The following is a 25,935-nucleotide window of genomic DNA, read 5'->3' as shown; positions in this document are numbered from 1 at the left end:
GCACGTGGCTGACCCGCCGTCCGATGCCGCTTTCGGGCGGATGCGGGCAGCGGGTCGTGCGCCGCGACTGTCCTTTACAGTTCGGGCGTCCGGGCTGTCGCGTGCTCAGACAAGCGTGGTGACGACGTCGACCGGGTTAACGAGGGTGTCGCGGATGGGCGAACGGCTCTCGACGAGGGAGATCAGCTCTTCGAGCTGCTCGCGGGTGGCATCAGGGGCCTCGATGTGGACGCGAACGCGCAGCTGCTGCACGCCCGGACGGATTGCGGTGTCGATACCGAGGAAACCGCGCAGGTCGATTTCGCCTTCGAGCTCCAGCCGGAAGCTCTTGAGCTCGATGCCGCGCGAGGCGGCGTTGGCGGTGAGTGTGACGGTGTAGCAGCCTGCCAGCGCCTGCAGAACGTACTCCGCGGGCGAGACCGCGGTGTCGGTGCCCAGCAGCGCGGTCGGCTCGTCGCTGGTCATCGTGTACTTCGCCACACGCTGCTCGTCGCGCTCACCGCCCTGCGTCAGGGCGCCGGTCTGCGCCTTGATCCGGAAACCGCCCTGCCACGTACCGTCGACAGCGAAGGTGACCTGGCCGAGCTTGGGAGTGGCCCGAACGGCGTCGATGGTCTCCTGCAGAGCCTTTACGTCGATCTCGTTGACTACGGACATCAGTACTGGTTCCTCCGATTGGCGTGGGGCGGTCAGGGTGAGCGATGGCCGCGGCCATCGGACCGCCACTCAGGACTGAGAAATGTGTCGCGGCGCGGCGCACACTTCGCCCCTGAAGAAGCAGTCGACCGCGTTAACTCTCTAAGACGAGGCTAGGCGGGATCGACCGCTATATTTTTGCCACCTTTGCTAGCAGCCAGACGGATTGGGGAGAGAGTTGCCCATTGACCGGGTGGATCGCGAAATTCTTGCGGAGCTACAGAAGGACGGTCGCCAGACGATCACGGAACTGTCGGAGAAGGTCCGGCTGAGCATCTCGCGTTGCCAGCGGCGGCTGCGCGAGCTCGAGCGCGCAGGCGTGATTCGCGGATACAAGGCAGTGCTGGATCCGGAGGCGATGGGACTCGGCTTCGAAGCGCTGGTCTTCGTGACGCTGCGGCGGGAGGATCAGTCGACGCTGGCGGCCTTCGACGAGGCCGTCGCCGCAATTCCCAACGTTCTGCAGGCACAACGCCTTTTCGGCGATCCCGATTGCCTCCTGCACGTCGTGGCCGTCGACCTTGCCGACTACCGGAAGCTCTACGAAGGGCAACTGACCAGGCTGCCAGGTGTACAGAAACTGACCTCCACCATCGTCATGAAGCACATCGTCGAGGCGCGCCCACTCCCCACCTGAGACGACGCCCCGCCACCCCGCTCGGCACTGGGCCCAATGCCGGCACGAGCGGCCCTGGTGGTGTTGGCGCTGACGCCGGTGGACGACCTGCGTCAGCGGCGGTTGCCCCCTGCGGCGCTGGGGTCAGGTCGCGGGTCGTGGACCAGTTGTAAGGTTTCGTCGAAGCGCTTGGTGGCACGGAGCCGGGCGTCGTAGGCGGGCCAACCGCGGTCGCCGGTGATGGCGAAGTCGATCCAGGCAATGTTCATGGTGTCGGCGAGTGCTCCGAGGGCACGGAGCCGATCAGGCCAGTGAAGCGCAGGATGTCGAAGACGAAGGCGAGTTCACCCGCGCGGCAGGCGCCGAGTCGGCCATCAAAGGTGGGCGACTGCAGAGCGCCCAGACGCTTCTCCACCACGGAGGTGACCACACATTCCAGGCGCGGGCGCACCGTCCGCAGCCGCGGGGACCGGGAAGACTTCGTCACACCCGGTCAACACGACCAGCCCAGGACCGGACACGGCGGGGCAGCAACTGCACCCGACTCAGCCACCCGCGAAGTACGGAGCTAGTCGCACCCTCCGGCGGCTTCGCGATCACGGCTTCCAGCGGCAGCCCAGAGACTGGGTAGGCCGCGCTCACGCCCGCCACTCGCTACACGAAGGGCAACGCGGTCATGAAGCGAGTAGAGGCCCGACAGCTGCTGCTGTTCGGCGAGACCGAGGCAGAGCCGGAGCAGCAGGACACGGGAGACGGCATCCCCACCTGGTTCCTGCTCTACCACCACTCGAAGACCGAGCAAGGCACGCGACTCCACGCGGAGCTGTCGTTTCCGAACGACACGGGCAGCCGTGGCAAGATCAGCAGCTGGTACGAGCGGATCATCCTCCCCTGGATCGACTTCGAGGGCTTCACTCCGTTCGCCGACGATGCCGACCAGGGCGCCATCGACATTCCGATCGAGCGCCTGTCCTGACCTCCCTGCCCAGACCTCCCACTTGGCTCCTCCCATGACCACCGCATCTCGGCCAGTCCTGGCGCGCAAGCGCCGGGGGCTGACCGTCACCCGGCTCGCCCGGATGGCCGGCCTGACGCCACGCAGGCTGTCCGACTTCGAGAGCGGACGGGCCACTCCCAGCCCTCCATCTCTGGAGGCGATCGCGACAGCACCGACGTTCCCCCCTTCCTTCTTCAGCGCCGAGGAAGTGGCCGAGCTGACGGCCGACTCGGTCAGCTTCCGTGCCCTGAGTAAGATGACCGCCTCTCAGCGTGACATCGCCCTCAGCTCAGGGCGGCTGGCGCGCACGCTGCAGGACTGGATCGGGGCGCACTTCCGCTTGCCCATCCCCGAAACCCCGTCGCTGACCTCGTTCAGCCGCCTGGGCTCGGACGAGGATCGGATTCCCCATCCAGGGGAGGCGGCCGGCAGGGACGTCCCGGCGGAGGAAGCCGCATCCCTGGTGCGCGCCCGCTGGGGACTCGGAAACGCACCGATCCCGAACGTGGTGCACCTGTTGGAGGCGCACGGTGTTCGCGTCCATTCCCTCTCCCGGGACTGCCCCGAAGTCGATGCCTTCTCCTTCTGGGACCGGGGGATCCTATTCATCCTGCTGAGCACAGAGAAGACCGCGGGCGCTTCGACGCCGCCCACGAACTCGGACACCTCGTCCTGCACGGAGAGGAACAGATGCCGCACGGCCCGCAGGCCGAGGCGGAAGCACATCGGTTCGCCGCCGCGTTCCTCATGCCGCGGGCGGACATCCTCGCCCACGTGCCGCATGGTGCGAGCACGAGTTGGATCCTCCAGGCCAAGCGCCGCTGGAAGGTCGCAGCCATGGCGCTCGCCCACCGGTTGCACGAACTGGGTCTGACGACCGAGTGGCAGTACCGGACCCACTGCGTGGAACTGGGCCGCCTCGGCGACCGCAAGTCAGAGCCGCGGAGCGGAGTCGCCCGCGAGACTTCCCAGGTACTGGGCAAGGTGTTCACTGCTCTGCGCAGGGAGGGGACGCGACTTCCGGATGTGGCCCGCGAGCTTCACCTGCGGCCCGCCGACCTCAACGACCTGATCTTCGGGCTCGTCGTCACCGCGCAGGAGGGAGAGGGGCAACGGCACAGCGGTGCGGACAACCGGCCGCGGTTGTCCGTGGTCCGCTGACACGCCGTCCGACGGGGGCTGGTCAGCTCTGGCAGCCGCACCCTGAGGCGGCCTTGGCCTCCGACACCGTGGTGGCTGGATCGGTGGCCTGCTCGTCCGAGGTGCAGCAGGCGGCGACGCCGCAGCACGCGCCCATCGCGGCGTTCGAGGAGCCCGGCTCATCAGTGGTGGAGGGCTTGACCGTGCGAACGATGGCTGAGTGCATCCCGTCGGCGACGGCGTGGGTGGGCGTGATCTCGACGCCGGTGAACCCGGCGGCTTCGAGCCCTTCCCGGTATTCGGCGAAGGACAACGCGCCGGCGATGCAGCCGACGTAGTCGCCGCGTTCGGAGCGCTGTTCGGGGGTGAGGGTGTCGTCGGCGACGACGTCGGTGACGCCGATGCGGCCGCCGGCCTTGAGGACGCGGAAAGTCTCGGCGAAGACGGCTGGTTTGTCGACGGACAGGTTGATGACGCAGTTGGAGATGACCACGTCGATGATGTTCGCGGGCAGCGGGATGGCCTCGATGGTGCCCTTGAGGAACTCGACGTTGGTCGCGCCCGCCTTCGCCACGTTGGCGAGAGCCATGGCGAGCATCTCGTCGGTCATGTCCAGCCCGTACGCCTTACCGGTGGGGCCGACGCGGCGGGCGGAGAGCAGGACGTCGATGCCGCCGCCGGAGCCGAGGTCGAGGACGTGCTCGCCCTCGCACAGTTCCACTACAGCGGTCGGGTTGCCGCAGCCGAGGGAGGCGGCGACCGCTTCGGCAGGCAGGATGTTGCGCTCGTCGGCGGCGTACAGCGTGGAGCCGAAGTTCTCGTCGACCTCGACCGGCTGCGGCCCGCAACAGGCGGTGCCGCCCTCGGTGACCTTCACGGCTGCGGCGGCGTAGCGCCGACGGACGGTTTCGCGCAGGTCGGTGGACTGCTCGTTCATCACTTCACTCCTGGGTGACTGGGCATGGCGGTGCCCGGAACAGCCTGTATTGAAGTTGATGCAACCGTGCGCCTTGGATCGAAAAACTTCAACATAGAGGTATGTCGAAACAGCAGCTTGAGGTGATCGGCCAGGATGCCGCCTGCTGCCCGGGGCCCTCGTCTGCTCCGCTGGACGAGGGCCAGGCGGCCGAGCTGGCGAAGGTGTTCAAGGCTCTCGGTGACCCGGTCCGGCTGCGCCTGCTGTCGATGATCGCCTCACGCGGCGAGGGCGGTGAGGTCTGCGTCTGCGAACTGTCCCCTGCCTTCGACCTGTCCCAGCCGACGATCTCCCACCACCTCAAGCTCCTGCGCCAGGCCGGTCTCATCGACTGCGAGCGCCGTGGCACGTGGGTGTACTACTGGGTGCTGCCGGCGGCTCTCGACCGGCTCGCCGTGTTCCTGAAGACGCCGACTGCGGTCGAGGCACTCGCGTGAGCGCCTCCCTGGGGCGCCGTGCCCTGGCCGAGGCCGTCGGCTCGGCGGCGCTGGTCGCGGTGGTGGTCGGCTCCGGCATCCAGGCCACCGAACTGTCCCGGGACGTCGGCGTCCAATTGCTCGCCAACTCGCTGGCCACCGTGTTCGGCCTGGGCGTGCTCATCGTGCTGCTCGGGCCTGTCTCCGGCGCTCACTTCAACCCTGTCGTCACGCTTGCCGCCTGGCTGACTGGCCGTCGCGCAGGCGACGGGCTCACGGCGCGGGACGTGGGCGCGTATGTCCCTGCCCAGATCGCTGGTGCGGCAGCGGGTGCCGCCCTGGCCGACGCCATGTTCGGCAAGCCGCTGGTGAGGACCACATCCGCGGCCTGCTCGCCGACCTCGGCGTGGAGCCGCGCCTATAGCGGCCGCCTGGGCATCGTCAATCACGAACGCATCGGCTTCTGCAATGGCGGACGCCTGTCTGTGAACTGCCGCTTTGCATACGCGACTTCGCGAGCCAGGCACGCGGTGGTGACCCAGGTCACACAAAATGCGTCTCACGATTTGAGGCGTTCGGGAGTCGAGTGACCCAAAGTGGCCCCTGAATGCCTCTGAAGTGGCCGCTTCACCTCGACTTAGGGCATGCGGAGGGCACGCCACCCCCAAATTGGTCTAGACAATAAACAAACCCCAGGCCGCTGACCTGGGGTTTCATCATGGAGCGGGTGACGAGAATCGAACTCGCGCTCTCAGCTTGGGAAGCTGATGTTCTACCATTAAACTACACCCGCGTAAGACGCCGGTCGGAACCGGTGTCGGAACGCGTCGTCACTTTACCTCATGTCGGGCCCCCGGTGCTGAAGCCGTGGGGCCCGAGGGCGTTTCAGAGGTGTGACGGGGCTGCGGGGGGCGGGAGTTGGGGCGTACGGTGGAGAGGTGGGAGAGGTCCGGGTGGTACGGGGTGCCGCCTGGAGAGTCGTTCCTTTGATCCCGTAATGTGGCATTTGTCGTCAGGCAAGCAGCAGCCAGACGCGGCTCTTGGGGAAGGGACTTAAGCGACTTGATGGAGCGCACCGTCGTCCGTTGTGCCGAAGGGCACGTGTTCAGCACCGCTTCGTTCCCGATGCAGCAGGCCGAGCGGCTCGGCCCCGGTCGGCTCGTCCGATGTCCACGGTGTGCCCGGCTCCGCAGTGTGGTGCCGGTGAGCCTGGAGAAGCGGTAAGGGAGCGACAGGAGTAGCAGCAGCACAGGCGCGCGGTCGTCCGATTGTGGTCGGTCCGCGCGCCTTGCGTATCCTCGGGGCGTGCTTCTCTCAGACAAGGACATCCGGGCCGAGATCGACGCCGGGCGGGTACGGATCGATCCCTACGACGAATCCATGGTGCAGCCGTCCAGCGTCGATGTGCGGCTTGATCGGTATTTTCGGGTGTTCGAGAATCACCGGTACCCCCACATCGACCCCTCCATCGAGCAGGTGGATCTGACGCGGCTCGTGGAGCCGGAGGGGGACGAGCCGTTCATCCTGCATCCCGGGGAGTTCGTCCTCGCCAGTACCTACGAGGTCATCACGCTTCCCGATGATCTGGCTTCGCGGCTGGAGGGCAAGAGTTCTCTCGGGCGGCTGGGGCTCGTCACCCACTCCACCGCCGGGTTCATCGACCCCGGGTTCTCCGGGCATGTGACCCTCGAGCTGTCCAACCTGGCCACCCTCCCCATTAAGCTCTGGCCCGGCATGAAGATCGGGCAGCTGTGCATGTTCCGGCTCAGTTCGCCGGCCGAGTTCCCGTACGGCAGCGATCGGTACGGGTCCCGGTACCAGGGGCAGCGGGGGCCCACCGCCTCCCGGTCCTTCCTCAATTTCCATCGGACGCAGGTGTGACGGACGGGGAGCCGGCGACATGAGTGACATACGAGAGAACCTGACCTACGAGGCGTTCGGCGTCGCCGTGCGCGAGCTCGCGCAGGCCGTCGCCGATGACGGGTACGAGCCCGACGTCGTGCTCTCCATCGCCCGGGGCGGTGTCTTCGTGGCCGGCGGGCTCGCCTATGCCCTCGACTGCAAGAACCTCCACCTGGTGAATGTGGAGTTCTACACAGGGGTGGGGACGACCCTCGAGATGCCCGTCATGCTCGCTCCCGTCCCCAACGCCATCGACTTCACCGACAAGAAGGTGCTCATCGCGGACGACGTCGCCGACACCGGCAAGACGCTCAAGCTGGTACGCGACTTCTGCGTCGACGCCGTGGCGGAGGTGCGCAGCGCCGTGATCTACGAGAAGTCGCAGTCGCTCGTGAAATGCGAGTACGTGTGGAAGCGGACGGATGACTGGATCAACTTCCCGTGGTCCGTCCAGCCGCCCGTGGTCCGGCACGCGGGGCAGGTCCTCGACGCCTGAGGGCAGGCCGGCAGCCTGAGGGCCGGCCGCCTGACGGTCACAGCGACAAGGGCTCCCGGCCTCGCGCCGGGAGCCCTTGTCGTCGTACGGCAAACGCCTAGAACGTGCCCAGTTTCACGATCGACAGCAGCGCGATCAGCTGGATCGCCGCCGCGCCCAGCGCCTTCGGCCACGGCAGGTCGTGGGAGCGGCTGACCATGAGGGTCAGCAGGGCGCCGGCCGCCACCCAGGTCGCCCAGCCCAGGAGCTGGACAAAGCCGGCGTCGCCGCCGAAGAACATGGCGACGATCAAGCGGGGGGCGTCCGTGAGGGACATGATCAGCATGGAGAGGCCGACCGTGGGCTGCCAGGCGCCGTCGCCGCCGAGCTGGCGGGCCAGGGTGTGGGTGACCACGCCCAGGACGAAGGAGCTCAGCACCATCGCGACGGCGGTGACCAGGACGATGGGCACCGCGTTCGAGAGTGTGGCGTTTATCGCATCCTCGCGGGCGCCGTCGAAGCCGAAGACCGCGAGCAGGCCGTAGAAGAAGGTCACGATGAGGGCCGGGCCCCACATCGTGTAGTCGCGCATCTGGAGGAAGGTCTGGTTGGGGGAGAGGAGCACTCCCCGCAGCAGTTGCTTCCAGTGCAGGCGGGGGCCGACCGGGGCCGCGGGAGCCGAGCCCGCGCGGTAGGTCCCGCCCTGGTTGTAGGGGTCCTCGCCGACGGCGAACGCCTGGGTGTGGCCAGGGTGGTTGGCGGCGTACGGGTCCGGGCCGCCCTGCTGCGGGTACGGGGCGCCGTCGCCGAAGTACTCCGGCTCGTCGTAGCCACCGCCCTGGCCGCCGGGCCCGGGGCCGTACTGCTGCTGCCCTGGGTACGGCTGCGGCGCCGGGGGATAGCCGCCGTACGACGGGCCCGGTCCCTGGGGCGCCTGCTGCTGCCCGTACGGAGGTTGTTGCGGTCGCGCGTGAGGAGCGCCGTTGGTCCGGCCGCGTCCGATCCTGAATCCAGCCACGTCTTCGAACGTACCTGGTCCCCGAGAGTGACGTGCCGGGCCCGACGGATCGGGCCCGGCTTTGCGGCCGAGCTGTGACATCCCCTAAGGGAAGGGGCGGGGGAGTCAAGGGGGTGGCTCAGGGGTTCGCCGTACGGGAGAGGCCTTGACGGTCCGCCTGGTCCGCCTGGTCCGCCCGGTCCGACCGGTCTGCCTGGTCCGCTCGGTCTGCCCCGCCCGCCCGGTCCGCCTCGTCAGCCGGCCAGGATCGAGCCGAGCCTGGGGTCGTCCGCCGTGGAGATGCCGAAGGCGCTCGGGCCGTAGGTCTTCGCGCCGGACGTCGTGATGCCCGTGGCGGAGCCCTTCAGGACGGTGACGAGGCCGTCCATCTCGTTCTCGCCGTTCGCGGCGGCCAGCAGGTCGGCCTTGCCGTCCTTGGTGAGGTCGGTGAGCAGGATGCCCTCGCCGAAGAAGTCGTTCGTCTCGGCGGCTCCGGGGACGCCGGCACTGTTCTGGGTGAGGGTCACGGCGTCCGCGGTGAGGCCGGCGGCCTTGCCGTAGTGCAGGTGGACCGCTCCGGCGACCCCGCCCTCGGTGGAGTCGTCGGGGTCGCCGAGCGCCAGGTCCTTGTAGCCGTCGCCGTTGATGTCGCCGACGGACGGGATGCCGGGCCACGGAAGTCGGAGGGAGGAGGAGACGCTTGCGGAGGACGTGAGGTACGAGACGACCGCCGGGCCGTTGCCGTCCTGGTCGCTGCCGGTCGCGGTCTGGGTCCAGCCGGAGACGACGTCGCCGTAGCCGTCCTTGTTCAGGTCGGCGATGGCGACCTGGGTGCCGTACGGCAGCTCGGACCTCTTCGTCGGGGCCGAACTCGTGCCGAAGTACACGAAGTTGTGGTCGAGAGTGCGCTGCGTGCCGATCTTGGCGCGGCCGCCGACGACCAGGTCGGCCTTGGTGTCGGTGTTGATCTTGCCGGAGGTCAGGCGCCGCACGCCCGCGCTGCCGGTCCACGACGTCGTGTACGTGATCTTCGCGCCCGTCGCACCGGCCTTGGTGAAGCCGCCCTTGATGATCCACTGGGTGGTGCCGGTGGCGCCGACGGCGAGGTCGGGCCTGCCGTCGCCGGTGAAGTCGCCCACGGCCAGGGCCTGTCCCCAGCGGTCGTGCTTGGTGGGTGCCGGGTCCTTGACGGTGGTCGCGCCCTTCAGGCCGCTCGACGAGCCCCAGACGATCACCACCGTGCCGCCCGCCACGTCCTCGCCGACCTGCTCGTACGGCGTGCCGACCACCAGGTCGCTGTAGCCGTCCTTGTTGAGGTCGCCGACCGCCACGGCCTCACCGAACAGGTCCGAGTCCTCGGCCCCGCCGGGCACACCGGTGGCGTTCTGGCTGACGGACGCGGTACGGCCGACGCCGCTCGACGAGCCGTACACGATGCCGACGGCACCCGACCACCACTTGCCGCCGACCGAGGCCTGCGGCGCCGTGGCCACGGCGTCCTTGTAGCCGTCGCCGTTGAAGTCGGCCGCGTACTGGCCGGTCGCGGCCGTCGCCGGTGCGGCCGTCGCGAACGTGAGCAGACCGCCCGTCAGCGCGGCCGCGGTGGCCGTCGCGAGGGCTCGTCCGAAGTGCTTGTGCATGCGGGTTCTCCTGCGGCACGCGGGGATGCCTGGCGGGCATCCGCAGTCGATGGGGCGCGGACCGTCGGACGTGTGCGTGGGAGGGCCCGGGTGCGCGCACGGTCGGTCGGCGATCAGGAGACCTGCGCTGGTGGGGAAGGGTTGTACGGGAGTTCGGTGAATTTCGGAGGCGCGGGGTCAGAAGCGGCTGGTGGGGTGCGCGTCAGCGGCTGGTGGTGGCCGTCGCGGCGATCGCCACGGTCACGTACGGCATCGTGAAGCTGCCGCCCATCGCGTCGACGGCCGCGCCGACGCCGTCCAGGATCTGCGCCAGCCGGTCCGGCGGGAGGCGGGTGAAGGCGCCCTGGGTGGGCATCTGGTCGAGCCACGCGTCGCGGGTGTAGGTGTGCTGCCAGTCGTACCGCCACTGCTCCGGTTCGCTGTACCGGCCGACCTCGCGGATACCGTCGGCGGCCTTGTCGAACAGGGTCTGGTACGTGTCGAGGGCGGGCCCGGCCGCCACGGCCCGGAAGTCGAACGGGGCGTCCGGCACGACCCGTTCGCAGACGTCGGCGATGGCTTCCGCGAGGCGGGGCGGCAGTTGGAAGACGTGGTGGAAGGGTGCCAGCAGCCCGCCCGGCCGCAGTACTCGCGCGGCCTTGGCCGCCCCGGCGACCGGGTCGATCCAGTGCCAGGCGGTCCCGGCGACAACCGCGTCGAACTCCCTCCCCGCCGGATCCCACTCCTCGAACCTCGCCACGTCGACGTCGACGCCGAGTTGCCGTGCGAGCTCGGCCATCCGCGCGTCGGGCTCGACGCCGAGGACGCGGCAGCCGGCCGCCTGGAGCTGCCGGGCGGCGATGCCGGTGCCGCAGCCGACGTCGAGGATGTCCGGTCCAGGGGTGCTCTCGGCGATCCGGCTCACCAGGGCGTCGGGATAACGAGGCCGGGCGCGGTCGTAGCGTTCGGCGTCCGTGCCGAAGGACTCGGCGGTCCGGCGGGCCTGGTGGGGCTGTTCCTGGGTCGGCGATGGGGTCCCCGATGGGGTCGGCAACTCTGGAGTGGGCATACGCCCACTATGGTGGGCGCTCGCCCACTCGTCAATACTGGGCGCACGCCCACTCGCGAAGGGAGACGCGGTATGCCGACAGGGGTGGCCATGCGCGACGCGCGCCGGCAGTTGTTCGACGCGGCCGAGCGGATCCTGCTCCGCGACGGCCCGCACGCGCTCACCAGCCGGGCGGTCACCACGGAGGCGGGCTGCGCCAAGGGAGTCCTGCACCGGCACTTCGCCGACTTCGACGCGTTCCTCGCGGAGCTCGTACTGGACCGCATCGCCCGGCTGGACGGCCGCTCCGCGGCCCTGCGCGCGGCGGCCGGCACCGGCACCGTCGTCGGCAACCTCGCCGCCGCGCTGACGGAGCTGTTCGACGCGGTCGCCGTGTCGATCGTCGGCCTCGTCATCTTCCGGGACGACCTGCGGGCGCGACTGCGCGCGGCCGGCTCGACCGGCGTCCCGCTGCTGACCGAGGCGACGGCGATGGTCGCGTCGTACCTCACCGCCGAGCGCGACCACGGCCGTCTCGCACCGGACGCGGACGTCGAGACACTCGCCCCCACCCTCATCGGAGCCGCCCACCTGCTCTTCGCCGACCGAACGAGCGCCCCACCGGATGCGAGTGCCGTCCGCAGACTGGTGATCACGGTCGTGGGTGTCGGGGGGTGATTGGCAGATCTGTTCCACCCCCGCGAAGGAAAACCCCAGGTCACGCAGTCCCGCCGGTGGAACAGATCTGCCAATTGGTCCCGCATGTCACTGTCGCGGCGGGGGCACCAAGCCGGATTCGTAGGCCAGGACCACCAGTTGGGCTCGGTCGCGGGCGTGGAGTTTGGTCATCGCCCGGTTGATGTGGGTCTTGGCCGTCGTCGGGCTGATCACCATGGCGTTGGCGATCTGGGTGTTGGAGAGGCCTTGTGCTACCAGGGCTACGGCCTCTCGTTCGCGGTTGGTGAGCTCTTTCAGCTGGGTGCCGACCGCGGTGGGGAGCGGCTGGGTGACGTAGCGGTTGATCAGTTTGCGGGTGATCGACGGGGCCAGCAGCGCGTCACCGCGTGCGGCGACGCGTACGGCGTGGAGGAAGTCCTCCGGCACGATGTCCTTGACGAGGAAACCGGCGGCGCCTGCGCGCAGCGCGTTGAAGACGTACTCGTCGAAGCCGTAGTTGGTGAGGATGACGACGTGCACCCCGGCCAGGTCCGGGTCGGCGGCGATGCGTCGGGTCGCCTCGATGCCGTCGACGACCGGCATCCGGATGTCGATGAGGGCGATGTCGGGGAGGTGTTCCTTGACGAGGGCCAGGCCCTCCTGTCCGTCGCCTGCCTCGGCCACCACCTCGATGTCGTCCTCGAGGTCCAGGAGCGCGCGGAATCCGCTGCGCAGGAGCGGCTGGTCGTCGACCAGCAGGACACGGATCATGACGTCTGGTCCAACCGGTCGACAGGGAGTTCGGCCTGGACGGTGAAGCCGCCCTGGTCGCGCGGTTCCGCGCGCAGGCGACCGCCGAGTGCGGTGACGCGTTCGCTCATGCCCAGCAGGCCGACCCCGGGTAGCGGGGCGGTGCCCGGCGTCGCCTTGCCGTCGTCGTCGACGCGTATCGCGAGGGCGTCCGGACGGCAGTCGATCCGGACCGACGCCGTGGCGGCGTCCGCGTGCCGGGCGATGTTGGTGAGCGATTCCTGGACGATCCGGTAGGCGGTACGGTCCACTGCGGCCGGCACGTCGTGCCGTTGCCCCTCGATCGTCAGCGTGGCGTCCAGGCCGATGGCACGGGCTCGTTCCACCAGTTCCGGGACGTGGTCGAGCCCTCGGGGCGGGGTCGTGTCGTCGTCGCGCAGCGCGCCCAGGGTCGCGCGCAGTTCCCGGGTCGCCTCCCGTCCGGCCTGCTGGATCGCCAGCAGGGCCTCCGGCACCTGTTCGCCGCGCTTGCGGGCCACGTGGACGGCGACTTCGGCCTGCACCTTGATGATCGAGATCTGGTGGGTGAGCGAATCGTGCAGCTCCCGCGCGATGTGCAGCCGCTCTTCGTCGGCGCGGCGCCGCGCGGTCTCCTCCCGGGTGCGCTCGGCCTCGTCCGCCCGCCGCTCGGCCTGCCGCAGCGCTTCACCCGCGGCGCCGGCCGCGATCAGCCAGGCCAGCTCGAGGGCGCCCCGGGCCTGCGCGAACGCCTCGCTCGTGTCGTGCGGGCCCGAGGCCAGGGCAGCGAGGGGGAGAGCGGCCAGCATGGCCACGGACACCGCGAGGGTGAGGGTGCGGTGTCCCGCCCGTACGGCGGCGTAGACCGCGAAGAGGTACGCGACGGCGGCCACGTCGAATCCGGCCGCCTGGTAACCCACCGCGCACAGCCCGGTGACGGCCAGGACAGGAACCGGGGCCCGGCGGCGTGCGGCCAGCGTCAGGCCGCCGGCCACCAGGAGCGCGTAGCCGAGCAGGTCGAGGTTCGTGGCGGAGTGCTGCCCGGACAGCCCGGTGACCAGCAGCGCCGTCGCCACGCCGACGGCGATCACCCAGTCTCTGACACCGGCCGGGACTCCGGACAGTCCTGTGCTCATGCGCGCACCGTAGCCGGATGTCGTCGCGGGCGAGTCCCGCTCGGGGACGAGCGGCCGACTACCGCGCCCGCGGTACCGCCGCGGCGTCTACGACGTCCGCGGCAGCCGGGTTCGCCATCGGCGGCAGCGCGGAGTGTATGCGTCTGCGGGACGACCGGCGGGTGCGCCCGGCGACATGATCGGGCGACAGCCGAACGAACCGACAGTCGAACGAACCGACAGCCAAACGAACGAGGAGAGGGATATGAGCCCAACAGTGGTCGCCGCCAGTGTCTACGCCATGAGCGCCGGGCGGCTCGGGGCCAGTTCGGCCGCCGTGCTGGGGCTGATCGGCGTCGTCGTCGGTGGGCTGGCTCTGGCCCGCCCCACCGGCCGTTTCGGCTCCGGCTCCGGCTCCGGCACCGGCTCCGGCACCGGCTCCGGGCGACTCGGAATCACCGTGGCCCTGGCGGCGGGACTGATCGCCATGGGCCTCGGTGGGCTGGTCGTAGCCACCTCCGACGGTGGTCTCGGCACCGGCAACGGGCTGGGCGGGGCCATCGTGGCCCTGGTGGTGGGGCTGATCGCCATGGTCCTCGGGGGGCTGGCACTGGCGCACTCCCGCAACAGCGCCGCAGAGCCGCATCGCAGCGCGGGCTGACCGGCTGAAGACTCGTTGAGGAAACGACGACGCCCCCTGCCCCGCAAAGGGCAGAGGGCGTCGAAACAGCCGTAACGCCTACTTCACCGGCTGCGGCTCCGGCGCGCTCTCCGCGTCCGTCTCGCCCGCCGGGGGCTCGTCGTCCGGCTCGTCGTCCGCGACCGGCGTCTTGACGGACTGCAGCAGCAGCTGGGCCACGTCGACCACCTGGATGGACTCCTTCGCCTTGCCCTCGTTCTTCTTGCCGTTGACGGAGTCGGTCAGCATCACGAGGCAGAAGGGGCAGGCCGTCGACACGATGTCGGGGTTCAGCGACAGCGCCTCGTCCACCCGCTCGTTGTTGATGCGCTTGCCGATCCGCTCCTCCATCCACATCCGCGCACCGCCCGCGCCGCAGCAGAAGCCGCGCTCCTTGTGGCGGTGCATCTCCTCGTTGCGGAGGCCGGGGACGCCCGCGATGATCTCGCGCGGAGGCGTGTAGATCTTGTTGTGGCGGCCCAGGTAGCAGGGGTCGTGGTAGGTGATGAGGCCCTCGACCGGCGTCACCGGGATCAGCTTGCCCTCGTCCACCAGGTGCTGGAGCAGCTGTGTGTGGTGGATGACCTCGTAGTCGCCGCCGAGCTGCGGGTACTCGTTGCCGAGGGTGTTGAGGCAGTGCGGGCAGGTGGCGACGATCTTCTTGGCCGACTTCGGCTTACGAGTGGACTCGTCCACCTCTCCCTCCTCGTTGAGGGACTCCCCGAACGCCATGTTCAGCGCGGCCACGTTCTCCATGCCGAGTTCCTGGAACAGGGGCTCGTTGCCGAGCCTCCGCGCCGAGTCACCCGTGCACTTCTCGTCGCCGCCCATGATCGCGAACTTCACGCCCGCCATGTGCAGCAGCTCTGCGAAGGCCTTGGTGGTCTTCTTGGCGCGGTCCTCCAGCGCACCCGCACACCCGACCCAGTACAGGTACTCGACCTCGGACAGGTCCTCGATGTCCTTGCCGACGACCGGCACCTCGAAGTCGACTTCCTTCGTCCACTCCAGGCGCTGCTTCTTCGCCAGGCCCCAGGGGTTGCCCTTCTTCTCCAGGTTCTTGAGCATCGTGCCCGCCTCGGAGGGGAAGCTGGACTCGATCATCACCTGGTAGCGGCGCATGTCGACGATGTGATCGACGTGCTCGATGTCCACCGGGCACTGCTCGACGCAGGCGCCGCAGGTGGTGCAGGACCACAGGACGTCCGGGTCGATGACGCCGTTCTCCTCGGCGGTGCCGATCAGCGGGCGCTCGGCCTCGGCGAGAGCCGCGGCGGGGACGGAAGCCAGCTGCTCCTCCGACGCCTTCTCCTCGCCCTCCATCGTCTTGCCGCCGCCGGCCAGCAGGTACGGCGCCTTGGCGTGCGCGTGGTCCCGCAGGGACATGATCAGCAGCTTCGGGGAGAGCGGCTTGCCGGTGTTCCATGCGGGGCACTGCGACTGGCAGCGCCCGCACTCGGTGCAGGTGGAGAAGTCCAGCAGGCCCTTCCAGGAGAACTGCTCGACCTGGGAGACACCGAAGACGTCGTCATCGCCCGGGTCGGTGAAGTCGATCGGCTTGCCGGCGGATGTCATCGGCTGCAGGGCGCCCAGGGCCGTCTCACCGGTCGCCTCGCGCTTGAACCAGATGTTCGGGAACGCCAGGAAGCGGTGCCAGGCCACACCCATGTTCGTGTTGAGCGAGACCGTGATCATCCAGATCATGGTCGTGCCCAGCTTGATCATCGCGAAGAGGTAGACGAGGTTCTGCAGCGCGCCGACGCTCAGGCCCTTGAAGGCCAGGACCAGGGGGTACGAGGCGAAGTACGCGGCCTCGTAGTGCTCTACGTGGTGCAGCGCGCCCTCCAGGCCGCGCAGTACGTAGATGGCCAGGCCGATGGTGAGGATGACGTACTCGACGAAGTACGCCTGGCCCATCTTCGAGCCCGCGAACCGCGACTTGCGGCCGGGCCGCGAGGGCAGGTTCAGCAGGCGGATGACCATCAGGACCGCGATGCCGATGGTCGTCATCGCCGCGATGAACTCGATGTACAGCTCGTACGGCAGGAAGCCGCCGATCACCGGGAGCGTCCAGTCGGCCTGGAAGAGCTGGCCGTAGGCGGTGATGATGGTCGGCGGCAGCGTCAGGAAGCCGATCGCCACGAACCAGTGGGCGAAGCCGACGATGCCCCAGCGGTTCATCCGCGTGTGGCCGAGGAACTCCCGCACCAGCGTCACACTGCGCGAATAGGGGTTGTCGGTCCGGCTGCCGGCGGGCACGGGCTGGCCCAGTTTGAAGTACCGGACGAACTGGCCGATGGCGCGTGCGAGCAGCGCAACGCCGACCACGGTCAGGACCAGCGACACGATGATCGCGGCGAGTTGCATTTCGGGGCTCCTCGGGCCTGCGAGGGTTCGAGATACCTGCGTGGGGCTCTTCGAGATTACCAAGCGGTATTACTAAGCGGTAACTTATGCGGTCGGTTTGAGACTACCCCCATCTTCCGTCGCACTGTAGCCAGCCGTGCGGTGATCTGCGTCGCTGAGGCTTGCCTTAAGATCCGAACGTGTTATTCGTACCAAATTGGTACATTCGCCCCTAACTTAGATCCGTGCTCTACGGGATCGCAGCCGCCACCACCGCCTTGCTCCTCGCCGCCGTGCTCACCGTGCTGCTCCGGGCCCCCGCCCGGCGCCTCGGTGTCCTCGACCGGCGGCGGCAGCGGCCGCTTCCGCTCTTCGGCGGAGTGGCCGTCGCGCTCGTCACCTGCCTGGTGACGGCCGCCGGGGAGTGGACCGGCGTCGCGCCGCTCGACGACGAGGTCGGCGATCTGCTCGTGGCCGGGGCGGTCGTCGCCCTGCTCGGGCTGGTCGCCGACGTGCGGCGGGTGAAGGCGCGGTTCCTGATCGGCGGTACGGCGGCCGCGGCGGCCTGCGTGGTGCCGTACGAGGAGACCGGGGTGCCGGGCGGGCTGCTCGCGGTGGGCTGGATCGTGTGCGTCGCCATCGGCTTCCGGTCGCTCGACCACACGGACGCCCTGGCGGGGACCCTGGGGGTCGTCACCGCCTTCGGTGTGGGTGTGTGCGCGGCGGCCGAGGTGATGGACGGGCTCGCCGCGCTGCTGAGCGTGCTGGCCGCCGCGCTGACCGGGTTCCTCATGCACAACTGGCCGCCCGCGCGCGTGGGGCTCGGTTCGTGCGGGTCCCTGTTCACCGGGTTCGTGCTCGCCTCGGCGGCCGTGTTCACCCGCACCGGATACGAACTGTCCTCCAGCGCCGGGGTGTTGTTCGCGCTCACGGCCGTGGCGGGCGCCGACGTCGTCCTCGTCGTCCTCTCCCGGCGGCTGGCCGGACGGCCCCTGCTGCGCCGCGGTCCCGACCACCTCGCGCACCGGCTGCGCCGGCTCGGGCTCACCCCGGCGGGCGTGACGATCCTGCTCGGTGTCGCCGGGTTCTCCGGGGTACTCGTCGGAGTCCTCGTGCACATGGGATGGGTGGCGGAGTCCCGGGTGTTGTGGGTGGTGGGGGGTGCCCTGCTCGTCGTACTCGCACTGCTGCCGATCCGGGTCTACGGCCCTCAGGGCCCTCAGGGCCCTCGTGGCACTCACGGCCCTCACCGCCCTCGCGACCCTCACGGTGCCGCCCGGAGATCCGCGTCACCGCAGGTCAGCACCCAGTTGCGTGTAAGGAACGGATAAGAGTTGAGTCCGTGCGACTCAGGTCTGTTGACCCAGCGCGGGGCGTCGTGCACACTTGAGTCCGTTCCACTCAAGTCAGCTGGAGGAATCACAATGGCACGTGCGGTCGGCATCGACCTGGGCACGACTAACTCCGTCGTCAGCGTTCTGGAGGGCGGCGAGCCCACCGTCATCACCAACGCCGAGGGCGCCAGGACCACGCCTTCCGTCGTCGCCTTCGCCAAGAACGGTGAGGTGCTCGTCGGTGAGGTGGCCAAGCGTCAGGCCGTCACCAACGTGGACCGGACGATCCGCTCCGTGAAGCGTCACATGGGCACCGACTGGAAGATCGAGCTCGACGGGAAGCCCTTCAACCCGCAGCAGATCTCCGCGTTCATCCTGCAGAAGCTGAAGCGGGACGCCGAGTCGTACCTGGGTGAGAAGGTCACGGACGCGGTCATCACCGTCCCGGCGTACTTCAACGACTCCGAGCGTCAGGCGACGAAGGAAGCCGGTGAGATCGCCGGTCTCAACGTCCTTCGTATCGTCAACGAGCCCACCGCGGCGGCCCTGGCCTACGGTCTCGACAAGGACGACCAGACGATCCTCGTCTTCGACCTCGGTGGCGGCACCTTCGACGTGTCCCTCCTGGAGATCGGTGACGGCGTCGTCGAGGTGAAGGCCACCAACGGCGACAACCACCTCGGTGGTGACGACTGGGACCAGCGGGTCATGGACTACCTGGTCAAGCAGTTCCAGTCCGGCCACGGCGTGGACCTGTCCAAGGACAAGATGGCCCTGCAGCGTCTCCGTGAGGCCGCCGAGAAGGCCAAGATCGAGCTGTCGAGCTCCACCGAGACCTCGATCAATCTGCCCTACATCACGGCCTCCGCCGAGGGCCCGCTGCACCTGGACGAGAAGCTCACCCGGGCCCAGTTCCAGCAGCTGACCGCGGACCTGCTGGAGCGCTGCAAGACGCCGTTCCACAACGTCATCAAGGACGCCGGGATCAGCCTCTCCGAGATCGACCACGTCGTTCTCGTCGGTGGCTCCACCCGTATGCCCGCGGTCGCCGAGCTCGTCAAGGAGCTGACCGGCGGCAAGGAGGCCAACAAGGGTGTGAACCCGGACGAGGTCGTCGCCATCGGCGCCTCGCTCCAGGCCGGTGTCCTCAAGGGCGAGGTCAAGGACGTCCTGCTGCTCGACGTCACCCCGCTGTCCCTCGGTATCGAGACCAAGGGCGGCATCATGACCAAGCTGATCGAGCGCAACACCACGATCCCGACGAAGCGCTCCGAGATCTTCACCACGGCCGAGGACAACCAGCCGTCGGTGCAGATCCAGGTCTACCAGGGCGAGCGCGAGATCGCGGCGTACAACAAGAAGCTCGGGATGTTCGAGCTGACCGGTCTGCCCCCGGCGCCGCGCGGCGTCCCGCAGATCGAGGTCTCCTTCGACATCGACGCCAACGGCATCATGCACGTGACCGCGAAGGACCTGGGCACGGGCAAGGAGCAGAAGATGACCGTCACCGGCGGCTCCTCGCTGCCGAAGGACGAGGTCGACCGGATGCGCCAGGAGGCCGAGCAGTACGCGGAGGAGGACCACCGCCGCCGCGAGGCCGCCGAGACCCGCAACCAGGGCGAGCAGCTGGTCTACCAGACCGAGAAGTTCCTCAAGGACAACGAGGACAAGGTCCCGGGCGACATCAAGACCGAGGTCGAGGCATCGGTCGAGGAGCTGAAGGCCGCGCTCAAGGGCGAGGACACCGCGGAGATCCGCACGGCCACCGAGAAGGTCGCGGCGGTCTCGCAGAAGCTGGGCCAGGCGATGTACGCCGACACCCAGGCCTCGCAGGCCACCGGTGGCGCGTCCGCCGGTGCCGAGGCTCCCAAGGCCGACGACGATGTCGTGGACGCTGAAATCGTGGACGACGAGCGCAAGGACGGTGCCGCGTGACGGAGGAGACCCCGGGCTTTGAAGAAAAGCCCGACGTCCCTTCCGGCGCCACCCCTGACGACGCCGAGCCGCAGGCCGCCTCCCCCACGAACGGCCCGACCGGCTCGGCCGGTTCGAGCACGGAGGGGGCGGCCCCGGCCGGGGACGCATCAGCACAGATCGCCGGCCTGACGGCGCAGCTGGACCAGGTACGCACGGCGCTCGGTGAGCGCACGGCGGACCTCCAGCGGCTGCAGGCCGAGTACCAGAACTACCGCCGCCGGGTCGAGCGGGACCGGATCACGGTCAAGGAGATCGCCATCGCGAACCTCCTGACCGAGCTCCTGCCCGTGCTCGACGACATCGGCCGCGCGCGGGAACACGGTGAGCTGGTCGGCGGCTTCAAGTCGGTGGCCGAGTCGCTGGAGACCGTCGCGGCGAAGATGGGGCTTCAGCAGTTCGGCAAGGAGGGCGAGCCCTTCGACCCGACGATCCACGAGGCCCTGATGCACAGTTACGCGCCGGACGTCACCGAGACGACGTGCGTGGCGATTCTGCAGCCCGGGTATCGCTTCGGCGAGCGCACCATCCGCCCCGCGCGGGTGGCCGTGGCCGAGCCTCAGCCGGGGGCGCAGACCGTCAAGGGCGAGGAGCCGTCCGAGGCGGCCGCCTCCGGTCAATCCGGCGCCGGCGACGACAAGGACAAGGAGAACGGTGGCCCGGACGAGGGCTGACGTTGAACCGACAGGAGAGGAGGGACGTCGAGGATGAGCACCAAGGACTTCATCGAGAAGGACTACTACAAGGTCCTCGGCGTCCCCAAGGACGCCACCGAAGCCGAGATCAAGAAGGCGTACCGCAAGCTGGCCCGCGAGTACCACCCGGACGCCAACAAGGGCAACGTCAAGGCGGAGGAGCGCTTCAAGGAGATCTCCGAGGCGAATGACATCCTCGGCGACCCCAAGAAGCGCAAGGAGTACGACGAGGCACGCGCCCTCTTCGGCAACGGCGGCTTCCGCCCGGGGCCCGGCGGTGCCGGCGGCTCCTTCAACTTCGACCTGGGCGACCTCTTCGGAGGCGGCGCCCCAGGCGGCCAGGGCGGCCAGGGAGCCGGCGGCTTCGGCGGCGGACTCGGAGACGTCTTCGGGGGCCTGTTCAACCGGGGCGGCACGGGCACGGGAACGCGTACGCAGCCCCGGCGCGGTCAGGACATCGAGTCCGAGGTCACCCTCAGCTTCACCGAGGCGATCGAGGGCGCGACGGTCCCGCTGCGGATGTCCAGCCAGCAGCCCTGCAAGGCCTGTTCCGGCACCGGCGACAAGAACGGCACACCGCGCGTGTGCCCGACCTGCGTCGGCACCGGCCAGGTGGCGCGGGGCTCCGGCGGAGGCTTCTCCCTCACCGACCCCTGCCCCGACTGCAAGGGGCGCGGCCTGATCGCCGAGCACCCCTGCCTGGAGTGCAAGGGCAGCGGCCGGGCGAAGTCGTCCCGGACGATGCAGGTCCGCATCCCGGCGGGCGTCACCGACGGGCAGCGGATCCGGCTGCGCGCCAAGGGCGCACCGGGCGAGCGCGGCGGCCCGGCCGGCGACCTGTACGTCACCGTGCACGTGGACGCCCACCCGGTCTTCGGCCGCAAGGGCGACAACCTCACGGTGACGGTTCCGGTCACGTTCGCGGAGGCGGCACTGGGCGGCGAGGTCCGGGTTCCCACTCTCGGCGGCCCGTCGGTCACGCTCAAGCTGCCGCCGGGCACGCCCAACGGCCGCACCATGCGCGCCCGGGGCAAGGGCGCGGTCCGCAAGGACGGAACCCGCGGAGACCTGTTGGTCACCGTAGAGGTGAGTGTCCCGAAGGACCTGACGGGGAAGGCTCGTGATGCGCTGGAGGCGTATCGCGAGGCCACTGCGGGCGAGGACCCGCGGGCGGAGCTGTTCCAGGCCGCGAAGGGAGCATGAAGCAGATGGACGGGCGTCGACGCAACCCGTATGAACTGACCGAGGAAACCCCGGTCTACGTCATCTCGGTGGCGGCCCAGCTCTCCGGCCTGCACCCACAGACCCTGCGCCAGTACGACCGCCTGGGCCTGGTCTCCCCGGACCGCACCCCCGGCCGGGGCCGCCGCTACTCGGCCCGCGACATCGAACTGCTCCGCCAGGTGCAGCAGTTGTCGCAGGACGAGGGCATCAACCTGGCCGGCATCAAGCGGATCATCGAACTGGAGAACCAAGTCGCCGCCCTGCAGTCCCGGGTCGCGGAACTGCAAGCGGCACTCGAGGGCGCCGCCGCGGCGATGCAGCAACGGGAAGCCGCGGTGCACGCGTCGTACCGCCGCGACCTGGTGCCGTACCAGGAGGTGCAGCAGACCAGCGCGTTGGTGGTGTGGCGGCCGAAACGGCAGCAGACGTCGGACTGACGAGGACTGCCGCGCACGTACACGTACGCGTATGTACACGAAAGGGGCCCGGAGAATCCTCCGGCCCCCTTTCGCATACTCAGGGTGCAGGGTGCTCAGGGCGCCATGACCGCCCAGTCGCCGCCGGCCGCCGACTCGGTGCCGTCGGCGTACAGGGCGGTCACCCAGTAGAAGTGGGTGGTGCCCTTGGCGGCGGCGGTGTCCACGTAGGAGGTGGCCGTCGTGGTGGCCGCCAGCTTCTCGTACGCCTTGGTGTCCGGGTTCCAGCGGTAGACCTGGTAGCCGGTGGCGTCGGCCACGTCGTACCAGGACAGGTCGACATTCCCCTGGTTGGGGATCGCCGTCAGCCGGACCGGCGAGTCCTCGGGCGTCGGCACGCTCGGCGTCATGTCGAGCTCGGTGACGCTCACGATCTCGCCCGACTTGCTCCACTCGTACGGGGAGTTCCAGGAGGTGTCGTAGGGGTCGACGAGGAAGCAGCGCTCCACGCCGTCCGGGAGGGTCGTGTACGTGTACGAGGTGACGTCGGGCGCCAGCCACACTTCCTGGTGCGCGGAGCAGACGCTGTCCTCCCCGTCCCGCAGGACCTCGCCCGCGTAGACGAGGTACCGGAACAGGTCGGGAGCCGGGTTCGCGTCCCAGTCCAGCTCGAAGCCGTACTCGGTCGGGGTGACCGTCACTCCGGTGACGGCGGGCGGCGGGGTGTCGTCCGCGCGCAGCCCGCTGACAGCGGCGGACCGCGCGGACTCGTTGCCCGCCGCGTCGAGCGCGCTCACCCGGTAGTAGTACGTGGTGCGCACCGCCGCCGAGGCGTCCTTGTAGGACAACTGATCCGTGCTGCCGATGCCGGTGTACGTGCCGTCCGCGCTCGCCGCCCGGTACACCCGGTACGACGTCGCGCCCTCGACCCCGCTCCAGCCGATCGTCAGCCCGCCCGCCTCGGAGTCGTCGGTGACCTTCAGCCCGGCCGGCACGCCGGGCGCGACCCGGTCGACGGTGGTCACGAGCTGGTCGGCGGTGCCGGCCGACTCGTTGCCGGCTTTGTCGTGGGCGCGGACCTCGTAGTAGTAGCTTGCGCCGGTCACCGGGAGGGTGCTGTCGGTGTACGACGTCGAAGTCGTCGTCGCGAGGGGCGTGCTGCCGTACGACGTGCCCTTGAGGCGGCGGTAGACGCGGTAGCCCGCGAGGTCCATCTCCTTGTTCTTCGCCCAGGTCAGCTTCGCCTTGCCGGTGGTGGTGTCGTACGACACCGAAGTCCCGGTCGGCGTCAGCGGCTTGACGGTGTCGACGGTCGCCGAGGTGCGGGGCGTGTAGGCGAACTTGACGTTCGCGGTGCCGGTCCAGTTGACGAAGTCGACGCGGAGGGTGTGCTTGCCGGAGGGGATGGTGACGTTGACGGTCTTCTTCACCGTCGTCGACACGTTCTTCCAGAGGTCGACCTTGCGGACGCCGTCGAGATAGACGCGGATGCCGTCCTGGGCGGAGGCGGCGAAGGAGAAGGGACCGCCGGAGCCGAAGTCCCGCGTCACGGACCACCGCACGCCGAAGTTGTTGCTCGGCAGGCCGGAAGCCGGGGTGCCCGTGCCCCAGTTCTGGTCGATCACGCTGTCGCAGTCGGTCTTCTTCGGCGTACCGGAGAAGGTGGTGTTGGCGAAGAACTGCCGCTTGAAGACGGGGGAAGTGCAGGTCGTGGCGGCCGACGCGGGCGCCGCGAGGGTCGTGAGCAGGCCGCCGGCGCTGGCGAGGACGACCGCCGGTGCCGTGGCCCGCAGGGCGAGGTTTCTCATGCTCATGCTCCGCTCGGCGGGACCACGACGGGGGCGAGGCCGGAGAAGGCCTCCGAGCCGTCCGCGGCGATGGTCGAGATCAGGTAGTAGCTGGTCGTGGCGCTCGGCGTGGCCGGGTCGGTGTAGCCGCGGGCGTCGGCGGCCAGGGGTACGTCGGTGAGCCGGACGTACTGGGCCGCCGTACGGTCCCAGCGGTAGACGTGGAAGCCGGTGGTCGTGCAGCCGGTGTGGCAGGTCCACGACAGGGCGGCGTGGCCTGTCTCGTCCGCGGTGGCGGACAGGTTCCAGGCGGCGGTGTTCGGGGGGACCTGGGACGGGGTGAGGTCGAACTCGTTGACGCTCACGTTGGCGGAGACGCTCTCCGGGTAACCCCTCAGCGTGTAGAGGGAGTTGTTGCTCGTGTCCACCGAGTCCACGAAGTAGAACCAGTTCTCGTCGTTCGGGACGTTGAGGTCGGTGAACCGGGTCGTGCCGGGCGGGAGCGTGGCGAGATGCTCGTAGGTGGCGGTGTCGCGGAGGTCGGTCGCCCGGAAGACGTTGTACGAGTCGAGGTCCGGGGCGGGGTTCTCGTCCCAGTCCAGGACCGTGCCGTACTCCGTGCTCGTGTGGGTCAGGCCGGTGACGGCGGGCGGCGGGGTGGTGTCCCTGAGGCCCGCGTAGGCCGTCCGCGAAGGCGCCGACTCACGGCCCGCGCCGTCGACGCTGGTGACGTGGTAGCCGTACCCCGTGTGCCGCTCGGCGGAGAAGTCGGTGCAGCCGTACTCCGGGTAGTAGTCGGCCTCGTTGCCCACCCGGTACGACTCACAGGTGACCTGCACGGGGACGGCGTTCGGGTCGGAGGAGTCCCAGCGGTAGACACGGAAGCTGGTCGGCGCCGCCTTCGACGTCGTCCAGCGCACCTCGATCCCGGTCTCCGCCTCGTTCGTGCGCGGGGTGTCCATGGAGGGCACGGCCAGCGGCCGGGCGAAGGCGAGGACCTGCGAGGTGGCGGTGTTGCCGGCGGGGTCCTTGGCGACGACCTTGTAGTACGAGGTGTCGCCGTAGGGCGCGGTCTCGTCCAGCCTGCTCGACCCGTACGAGATGCCCAGCTTGACGAACTCCCCGTCGGCGGCGGCCGCCCGGTAGACGTCGTACGTCACGCCGTAGGTGTCGTCCTGCCAGTCGAGGTTGACCCCGCGCACCGGGTCGTCGCTCGCGGACAGCACCGGCGTCAGCGGGGCCGTCTTGTCGACGGTGGTGACGAGCTTGTCGGCGCTGCCCGCCGACTCGTTGCCCGCCTTGTCCACGGCCCGCACCTCGTAGTAGTACGCGGCACCGGTGGGCAGGAGCGCCTCGGTGAACGAGGTGCCGGTGAGCGGGTCGCCACCGCTGACCCTGTAGTAGTCGGCCCTGCCCTTGTCCCGCCGGTAGACGCGGTACCCGGCGAGGTCCATCTCCTGGTTCTTCGCCCAGGTGACCTTGGCCTTGCTGGTGGCGGGGTCGTACGAGACCGCGGCGCCCGTCGGGGCAAGGGGCTTGACCTTGTCGACGGTCGCCGAAGTGCGGGGCGTGTAGGCGAACTTGACGCGGGCGCTGCCGGTCCAGTTCACGTAGTCGACGCGCAGGGTGTGCTTGCCGGAGGGGATGGTGACGTTGACGGTCTTGGATACGGTCGTGGAGGTGTTCTTCCACAGGTCGATCTTGCGGACACCGTCGAGGTAGACGCGGATGCCGTCCAGGCCCGAGGCGGCGAAGGAGAAGGGGCCGCCGGAGCCGAAGTCCCGCGTCACGGACCACCGCACGCCGAAGTTGTTGCTCGGCAGGCCGGAAGCCGGGGCGCCCGTGCCCCAGTTCTGGTCGATCACGCTGTCGCAGTCGGTCTTCTTCGGCGTACCGGAGAAGGTGGTGTTGGCGAAGAACTGCCGCTTGAAGACCGGCGAGGTGCAGGTCGTGGCGGCGGAGGCGGGTGCGGCGAGCGCGCTGAGCAGTCCGCCCGTGGTGGCGAGGACGACCGCGCTCGCGGCGGCGGTCGTGAAGCGGGGGTGATTCATCGAGTCC

General features: G+C 69.3%; 25 protein-coding genes, 1 tRNA gene and 2 pseudogenes. 15 read left to right on the top strand and 13 right to left on the bottom strand.

Features of this window, described 5'->3' with window-relative positions:
- Positions 1 to 105: 105 nt before the first annotated feature.
- Positions 106 to 657: an OsmC family protein gene (locus CLM62_RS21155; protein WP_095751461.1), complete on the bottom strand. Its 552-nt coding sequence runs from the start codon at positions 655 to 657 to the stop codon at positions 106 to 108.
- A 223-nt stretch (positions 658 to 880) separates the two neighbouring features.
- Here CLM62_RS21155 and CLM62_RS21150 point away from each other — a divergent pair, with 223 nt between their 5' ends.
- Positions 881 to 1,333: an Lrp/AsnC family transcriptional regulator gene (locus tag CLM62_RS21150; RefSeq protein WP_095751691.1), complete on the top strand. Its 453-nt coding sequence runs from the start codon at positions 881 to 883 to the stop codon at positions 1,331 to 1,333.
- 92 nt (positions 1,334 to 1,425) lie between these two features.
- On the opposite strand, the gene CLM62_RS50130 is transcribed toward CLM62_RS21150, so the two are convergent.
- Both CLM62_RS50130 and CLM62_RS50125 read right to left on the bottom strand, forming a co-directional pair.
- Positions 1,426 to 1,581 (bottom strand): hypothetical protein, encoded by a 156-nt coding sequence (locus CLM62_RS50130; protein ID WP_179382171.1) that lies wholly within the window; start codon positions 1,579 to 1,581, stop codon positions 1,426 to 1,428.
- A complete protein-coding gene (locus CLM62_RS50125; RefSeq protein WP_179382170.1) occupies positions 1,578 to 1,730 on the bottom strand; it encodes a hypothetical protein in 153 nt (50 codons plus the stop codon). The genes CLM62_RS50130 and CLM62_RS50125 overlap by 4 nt, the downstream gene beginning before the upstream one ends.
- A gap of 258 nt (positions 1,731 to 1,988) precedes the next feature.
- On the opposite strand from CLM62_RS50125, the gene CLM62_RS21145 reads away from it, so the two are divergent.
- The 3 genes and pseudogenes from CLM62_RS21145 (at position 1,989) to CLM62_RS51655 (ending at position 3,470) form a co-directional block, all read left to right on the top strand.
- Positions 1,989 to 2,288 (top strand): hypothetical protein, encoded by a 300-nt coding sequence (locus CLM62_RS21145; protein ID WP_095751460.1) that lies wholly within the window; start codon positions 1,989 to 1,991, stop codon positions 2,286 to 2,288.
- Positions 2,242 to 2,421 (top strand): annotated as a pseudogene (locus tag CLM62_RS53110) (hypothetical protein); the annotation flags it as partial. The gene CLM62_RS21145 and the pseudogene CLM62_RS53110, both read left to right, overlap by 47 nt.
- 206 nt (positions 2,422 to 2,627) lie before the next feature.
- A complete protein-coding gene (locus tag CLM62_RS51655) occupies positions 2,628 to 3,470 on the top strand; it encodes an ImmA/IrrE family metallo-endopeptidase (RefSeq protein WP_306457928.1) in 843 nt (280 codons plus the stop codon).
- A gap of 22 nt (positions 3,471 to 3,492) precedes the next feature.
- Here the strand turns inward: CLM62_RS51655 and arsM are convergent, their stop codons facing one another.
- Positions 3,493 to 4,386, bottom strand: coding sequence for an arsenite methyltransferase (gene arsM, locus CLM62_RS21135; protein WP_095751459.1), 894 nt, complete (start codon positions 4,384 to 4,386; stop codon positions 3,493 to 3,495).
- A gap of 101 nt (positions 4,387 to 4,487) precedes the next feature.
- Here arsM and CLM62_RS21130 point away from each other — a divergent pair, with 101 nt between their 5' ends.
- On the top strand, positions 4,488 to 4,862 hold the full coding sequence (locus tag CLM62_RS21130) for a helix-turn-helix transcriptional regulator (RefSeq protein ID WP_095751458.1): 375 nt from the start codon (positions 4,488 to 4,490) through the stop codon (positions 4,860 to 4,862).
- A pseudogene (locus CLM62_RS53105) lies at positions 4,859 to 5,215 on the top strand (aquaporin); the annotation flags it as partial. The gene CLM62_RS21130 and the pseudogene CLM62_RS53105, both read left to right, overlap by 4 nt.
- Positions 5,216 to 5,560: 345 nt before the next feature.
- Here the strand turns inward: CLM62_RS53105 and CLM62_RS21120 are convergent.
- A tRNA-Gly gene (locus CLM62_RS21120) sits at positions 5,561 to 5,634 on the bottom strand.
- A gap of 512 nt (positions 5,635 to 6,146) precedes the next feature.
- Here CLM62_RS21120 and dcd point away from each other — a divergent pair.
- Positions 6,147 to 6,722 carry a dCTP deaminase gene (dcd, locus tag CLM62_RS21115; RefSeq protein ID WP_095751457.1) on the top strand — a complete coding sequence of 192 codons (576 nt, stop codon included), beginning with the start codon at positions 6,147 to 6,149 and terminating at the stop codon, positions 6,720 to 6,722.
- Between the two features lie 19 nt (positions 6,723 to 6,741).
- The gene (locus CLM62_RS21110) at positions 6,742 to 7,239 is read left to right on the top strand and encodes a phosphoribosyltransferase (protein ID WP_095751456.1); all 498 of its coding nucleotides are present in this window, start codon (positions 6,742 to 6,744) and stop codon (positions 7,237 to 7,239) included.
- A 97-nt stretch (positions 7,240 to 7,336) separates the two neighbouring features.
- Here CLM62_RS21110 and CLM62_RS21105 read toward each other — a convergent pair whose 3' ends face one another.
- The 3 genes from CLM62_RS21105 to CLM62_RS21095 all read right to left on the bottom strand — a co-directional run bounded on the left by CLM62_RS21105 (position 7,337) and on the right by CLM62_RS21095 (position 10,903).
- Positions 7,337 to 8,317 (bottom strand): Yip1 family protein, encoded by a 981-nt coding sequence (locus CLM62_RS21105; protein WP_095751455.1) that lies wholly within the window; start codon positions 8,315 to 8,317, stop codon positions 7,337 to 7,339.
- A gap of 152 nt (positions 8,318 to 8,469) precedes the next feature.
- Complete coding sequence (locus CLM62_RS21100; protein ID WP_095751454.1) at positions 8,470 to 9,855, bottom strand: FG-GAP-like repeat-containing protein; 1,386 nt, start codon at positions 9,853 to 9,855, stop codon at positions 8,470 to 8,472.
- Positions 9,856 to 10,057: 202 nt separating this feature from the next.
- Entirely contained in the window at positions 10,058 to 10,903 is an 846-nt protein-coding gene (locus CLM62_RS21095) for a class I SAM-dependent methyltransferase (protein WP_095751453.1), read from the bottom strand.
- Positions 10,904 to 10,975: 72 nt separating this feature from the next.
- Between CLM62_RS21095 and CLM62_RS21090 the strand changes: the two genes are divergently transcribed.
- Positions 10,976 to 11,560 (top strand): TetR/AcrR family transcriptional regulator, encoded by a 585-nt coding sequence (locus CLM62_RS21090; protein ID WP_095751452.1) that lies wholly within the window; start codon positions 10,976 to 10,978, stop codon positions 11,558 to 11,560.
- An 87-nt stretch (positions 11,561 to 11,647) separates the two neighbouring features.
- On the opposite strand, the gene CLM62_RS21085 is transcribed toward CLM62_RS21090, so the two are convergent.
- Positions 11,648 to 12,310 carry a response regulator transcription factor gene (locus CLM62_RS21085; RefSeq protein ID WP_095751451.1) on the bottom strand — a complete coding sequence of 221 codons (663 nt, stop codon included), beginning with the start codon at positions 12,308 to 12,310 and terminating at the stop codon, positions 11,648 to 11,650.
- On the bottom strand, positions 12,307 to 13,443 hold the full coding sequence (locus CLM62_RS21080) for a sensor histidine kinase (protein ID WP_095751450.1): 1,137 nt from the start codon (positions 13,441 to 13,443) through the stop codon (positions 12,307 to 12,309). The genes CLM62_RS21085 and CLM62_RS21080 overlap by 4 nt, the downstream gene beginning before the upstream one ends.
- 244 nt (positions 13,444 to 13,687) lie before the next feature.
- On the opposite strand from CLM62_RS21080, the gene CLM62_RS21075 reads away from it, so the two are divergent.
- Positions 13,688 to 14,083, top strand: coding sequence for a DUF6223 family protein (locus CLM62_RS21075; RefSeq protein ID WP_095751449.1), 396 nt, complete (start codon positions 13,688 to 13,690; stop codon positions 14,081 to 14,083).
- Positions 14,084 to 14,161: 78 nt separating this feature from the next.
- Here the strand turns inward: CLM62_RS21075 and CLM62_RS21070 are convergent, their stop codons facing one another.
- The gene (locus CLM62_RS21070) at positions 14,162 to 16,468 is read right to left on the bottom strand and encodes a (Fe-S)-binding protein (RefSeq protein WP_095751448.1); all 2,307 of its coding nucleotides are present in this window, start codon (positions 16,466 to 16,468) and stop codon (positions 14,162 to 14,164) included.
- A gap of 224 nt (positions 16,469 to 16,692) precedes the next feature.
- Between CLM62_RS21070 and CLM62_RS21065 the strand changes: the two genes are divergently transcribed.
- The 5 genes from CLM62_RS21065 to CLM62_RS21045 all read left to right on the top strand — a co-directional run bounded on the left by CLM62_RS21065 (position 16,693) and on the right by CLM62_RS21045 (position 22,111).
- Positions 16,693 to 17,778 (top strand): MraY family glycosyltransferase, encoded by a 1,086-nt coding sequence (locus CLM62_RS21065; protein WP_095751447.1) that lies wholly within the window; start codon positions 16,693 to 16,695, stop codon positions 17,776 to 17,778.
- A gap of 93 nt (positions 17,779 to 17,871) precedes the next feature.
- On the top strand, positions 17,872 to 19,716 hold the full coding sequence (gene dnaK / locus CLM62_RS21060; RefSeq protein ID WP_095751446.1) for a molecular chaperone DnaK: 1,845 nt from the start codon (positions 17,872 to 17,874) through the stop codon (positions 19,714 to 19,716).
- The gene (gene grpE / locus CLM62_RS21055; protein WP_095751445.1) at positions 19,713 to 20,429 is read left to right on the top strand and encodes a nucleotide exchange factor GrpE; all 717 of its coding nucleotides are present in this window, start codon (positions 19,713 to 19,715) and stop codon (positions 20,427 to 20,429) included. The genes dnaK and grpE overlap by 4 nt, the downstream gene beginning before the upstream one ends.
- 33 nt (positions 20,430 to 20,462) lie before the next feature.
- The gene (gene dnaJ / locus CLM62_RS21050) at positions 20,463 to 21,653 is read left to right on the top strand and encodes a molecular chaperone DnaJ (protein ID WP_095751444.1); all 1,191 of its coding nucleotides are present in this window, start codon (positions 20,463 to 20,465) and stop codon (positions 21,651 to 21,653) included.
- Between the two features lie 5 nt (positions 21,654 to 21,658).
- Positions 21,659 to 22,111, top strand: a complete 453-nt coding sequence (locus CLM62_RS21045; protein ID WP_095751690.1) for a heat shock protein transcriptional repressor HspR — start codon at positions 21,659 to 21,661, stop codon at positions 22,109 to 22,111.
- A 95-nt stretch (positions 22,112 to 22,206) separates the two neighbouring features.
- Here CLM62_RS21045 and CLM62_RS21040 read toward each other — a convergent pair whose 3' ends face one another.
- Both CLM62_RS21040 and CLM62_RS21035 read right to left on the bottom strand, forming a co-directional pair.
- The gene (locus tag CLM62_RS21040) at positions 22,207 to 23,904 is read right to left on the bottom strand and encodes a PA14 domain-containing protein (RefSeq protein ID WP_095751443.1); all 1,698 of its coding nucleotides are present in this window, start codon (positions 23,902 to 23,904) and stop codon (positions 22,207 to 22,209) included.
- A complete protein-coding gene (locus tag CLM62_RS21035; RefSeq protein WP_095751442.1) occupies positions 23,901 to 25,928 on the bottom strand; it encodes a fibronectin type III domain-containing protein in 2,028 nt (675 codons plus the stop codon). Before CLM62_RS21035 ends, CLM62_RS21040 begins: the two co-directional genes overlap by 4 nt.
- Between the last annotated feature and the right edge of the window lie 7 nt (positions 25,929 to 25,935).

The organism is Streptomyces sp. SA15 (assembly GCF_002291145.1).
Taxonomy (GTDB): domain Bacteria; phylum Actinomycetota; class Actinomycetes; order Streptomycetales; family Streptomycetaceae; genus Streptomyces.
This window is presented reverse-complemented; position numbering and strand designations above follow the sequence as displayed.

Bases quoted from the DNA above. Each gene is read 5' to 3' on its own strand.
- CLM62_RS21155 (WP_095751461.1), bottom strand. From the start codon at position 657: ATGTCCGTAGTCAACGAGATCGACGTAAAGGCTCTGCAGGAGACCATC.
- CLM62_RS50130 (WP_179382171.1), bottom strand. From the start codon at position 1,581: ATGAACATTGCCTGGATCGACTTCGCCATCACCGGCGACCGCGGTTGG.
- CLM62_RS21145 (WP_095751460.1), top strand. From the start codon at position 1,989: ATGAAGCGAGTAGAGGCCCGACAGCTGCTGCTGTTCGGCGAGACCGAG.
- arsM (WP_095751459.1), bottom strand. From the start codon at position 4,386: ATGAACGAGCAGTCCACCGACCTGCGCGAAACCGTCCGTCGGCGCTAC.
- CLM62_RS21130 (WP_095751458.1), top strand. From the start codon at position 4,488: ATGTCGAAACAGCAGCTTGAGGTGATCGGCCAGGATGCCGCCTGCTGC.
- CLM62_RS21110 (WP_095751456.1), top strand. From the start codon at position 6,742: ATGAGTGACATACGAGAGAACCTGACCTACGAGGCGTTCGGCGTCGCC.
- CLM62_RS21105 (WP_095751455.1), bottom strand. From the start codon at position 8,317: ATGTCACAGCTCGGCCGCAAAGCCGGGCCCGATCCGTCGGGCCCGGCA.
- CLM62_RS21100 (WP_095751454.1), bottom strand. From the start codon at position 9,855: ATGCACAAGCACTTCGGACGAGCCCTCGCGACGGCCACCGCGGCCGCG.
- CLM62_RS21095 (WP_095751453.1), bottom strand. From the start codon at position 10,903: ATGCCCACTCCAGAGTTGCCGACCCCATCGGGGACCCCATCGCCGACC.
- CLM62_RS21090 (WP_095751452.1), top strand. From the start codon at position 10,976: ATGCCGACAGGGGTGGCCATGCGCGACGCGCGCCGGCAGTTGTTCGAC.
- CLM62_RS21085 (WP_095751451.1), bottom strand. From the start codon at position 12,310: ATGATCCGTGTCCTGCTGGTCGACGACCAGCCGCTCCTGCGCAGCGGA.
- CLM62_RS21080 (WP_095751450.1), bottom strand. From the start codon at position 13,443: ATGAGCACAGGACTGTCCGGAGTCCCGGCCGGTGTCAGAGACTGGGTG.
- CLM62_RS21075 (WP_095751449.1), top strand. From the start codon at position 13,688: ATGAGCCCAACAGTGGTCGCCGCCAGTGTCTACGCCATGAGCGCCGGG.
- CLM62_RS21070 (WP_095751448.1), bottom strand. From the start codon at position 16,468: ATGCAACTCGCCGCGATCATCGTGTCGCTGGTCCTGACCGTGGTCGGC.
- dnaK (WP_095751446.1), top strand. From the start codon at position 17,872: ATGGCACGTGCGGTCGGCATCGACCTGGGCACGACTAACTCCGTCGTC.
- dnaJ (WP_095751444.1), top strand. From the start codon at position 20,463: ATGAGCACCAAGGACTTCATCGAGAAGGACTACTACAAGGTCCTCGGC.
- CLM62_RS21045 (WP_095751690.1), top strand. From the start codon at position 21,659: ATGGACGGGCGTCGACGCAACCCGTATGAACTGACCGAGGAAACCCCG.
- CLM62_RS21040 (WP_095751443.1), bottom strand. From the start codon at position 23,904: ATGAGCATGAGAAACCTCGCCCTGCGGGCCACGGCACCGGCGGTCGTC.
- CLM62_RS21035 (WP_095751442.1), bottom strand. From the start codon at position 25,928: ATGAATCACCCCCGCTTCACGACCGCCGCCGCGAGCGCGGTCGTCCTC.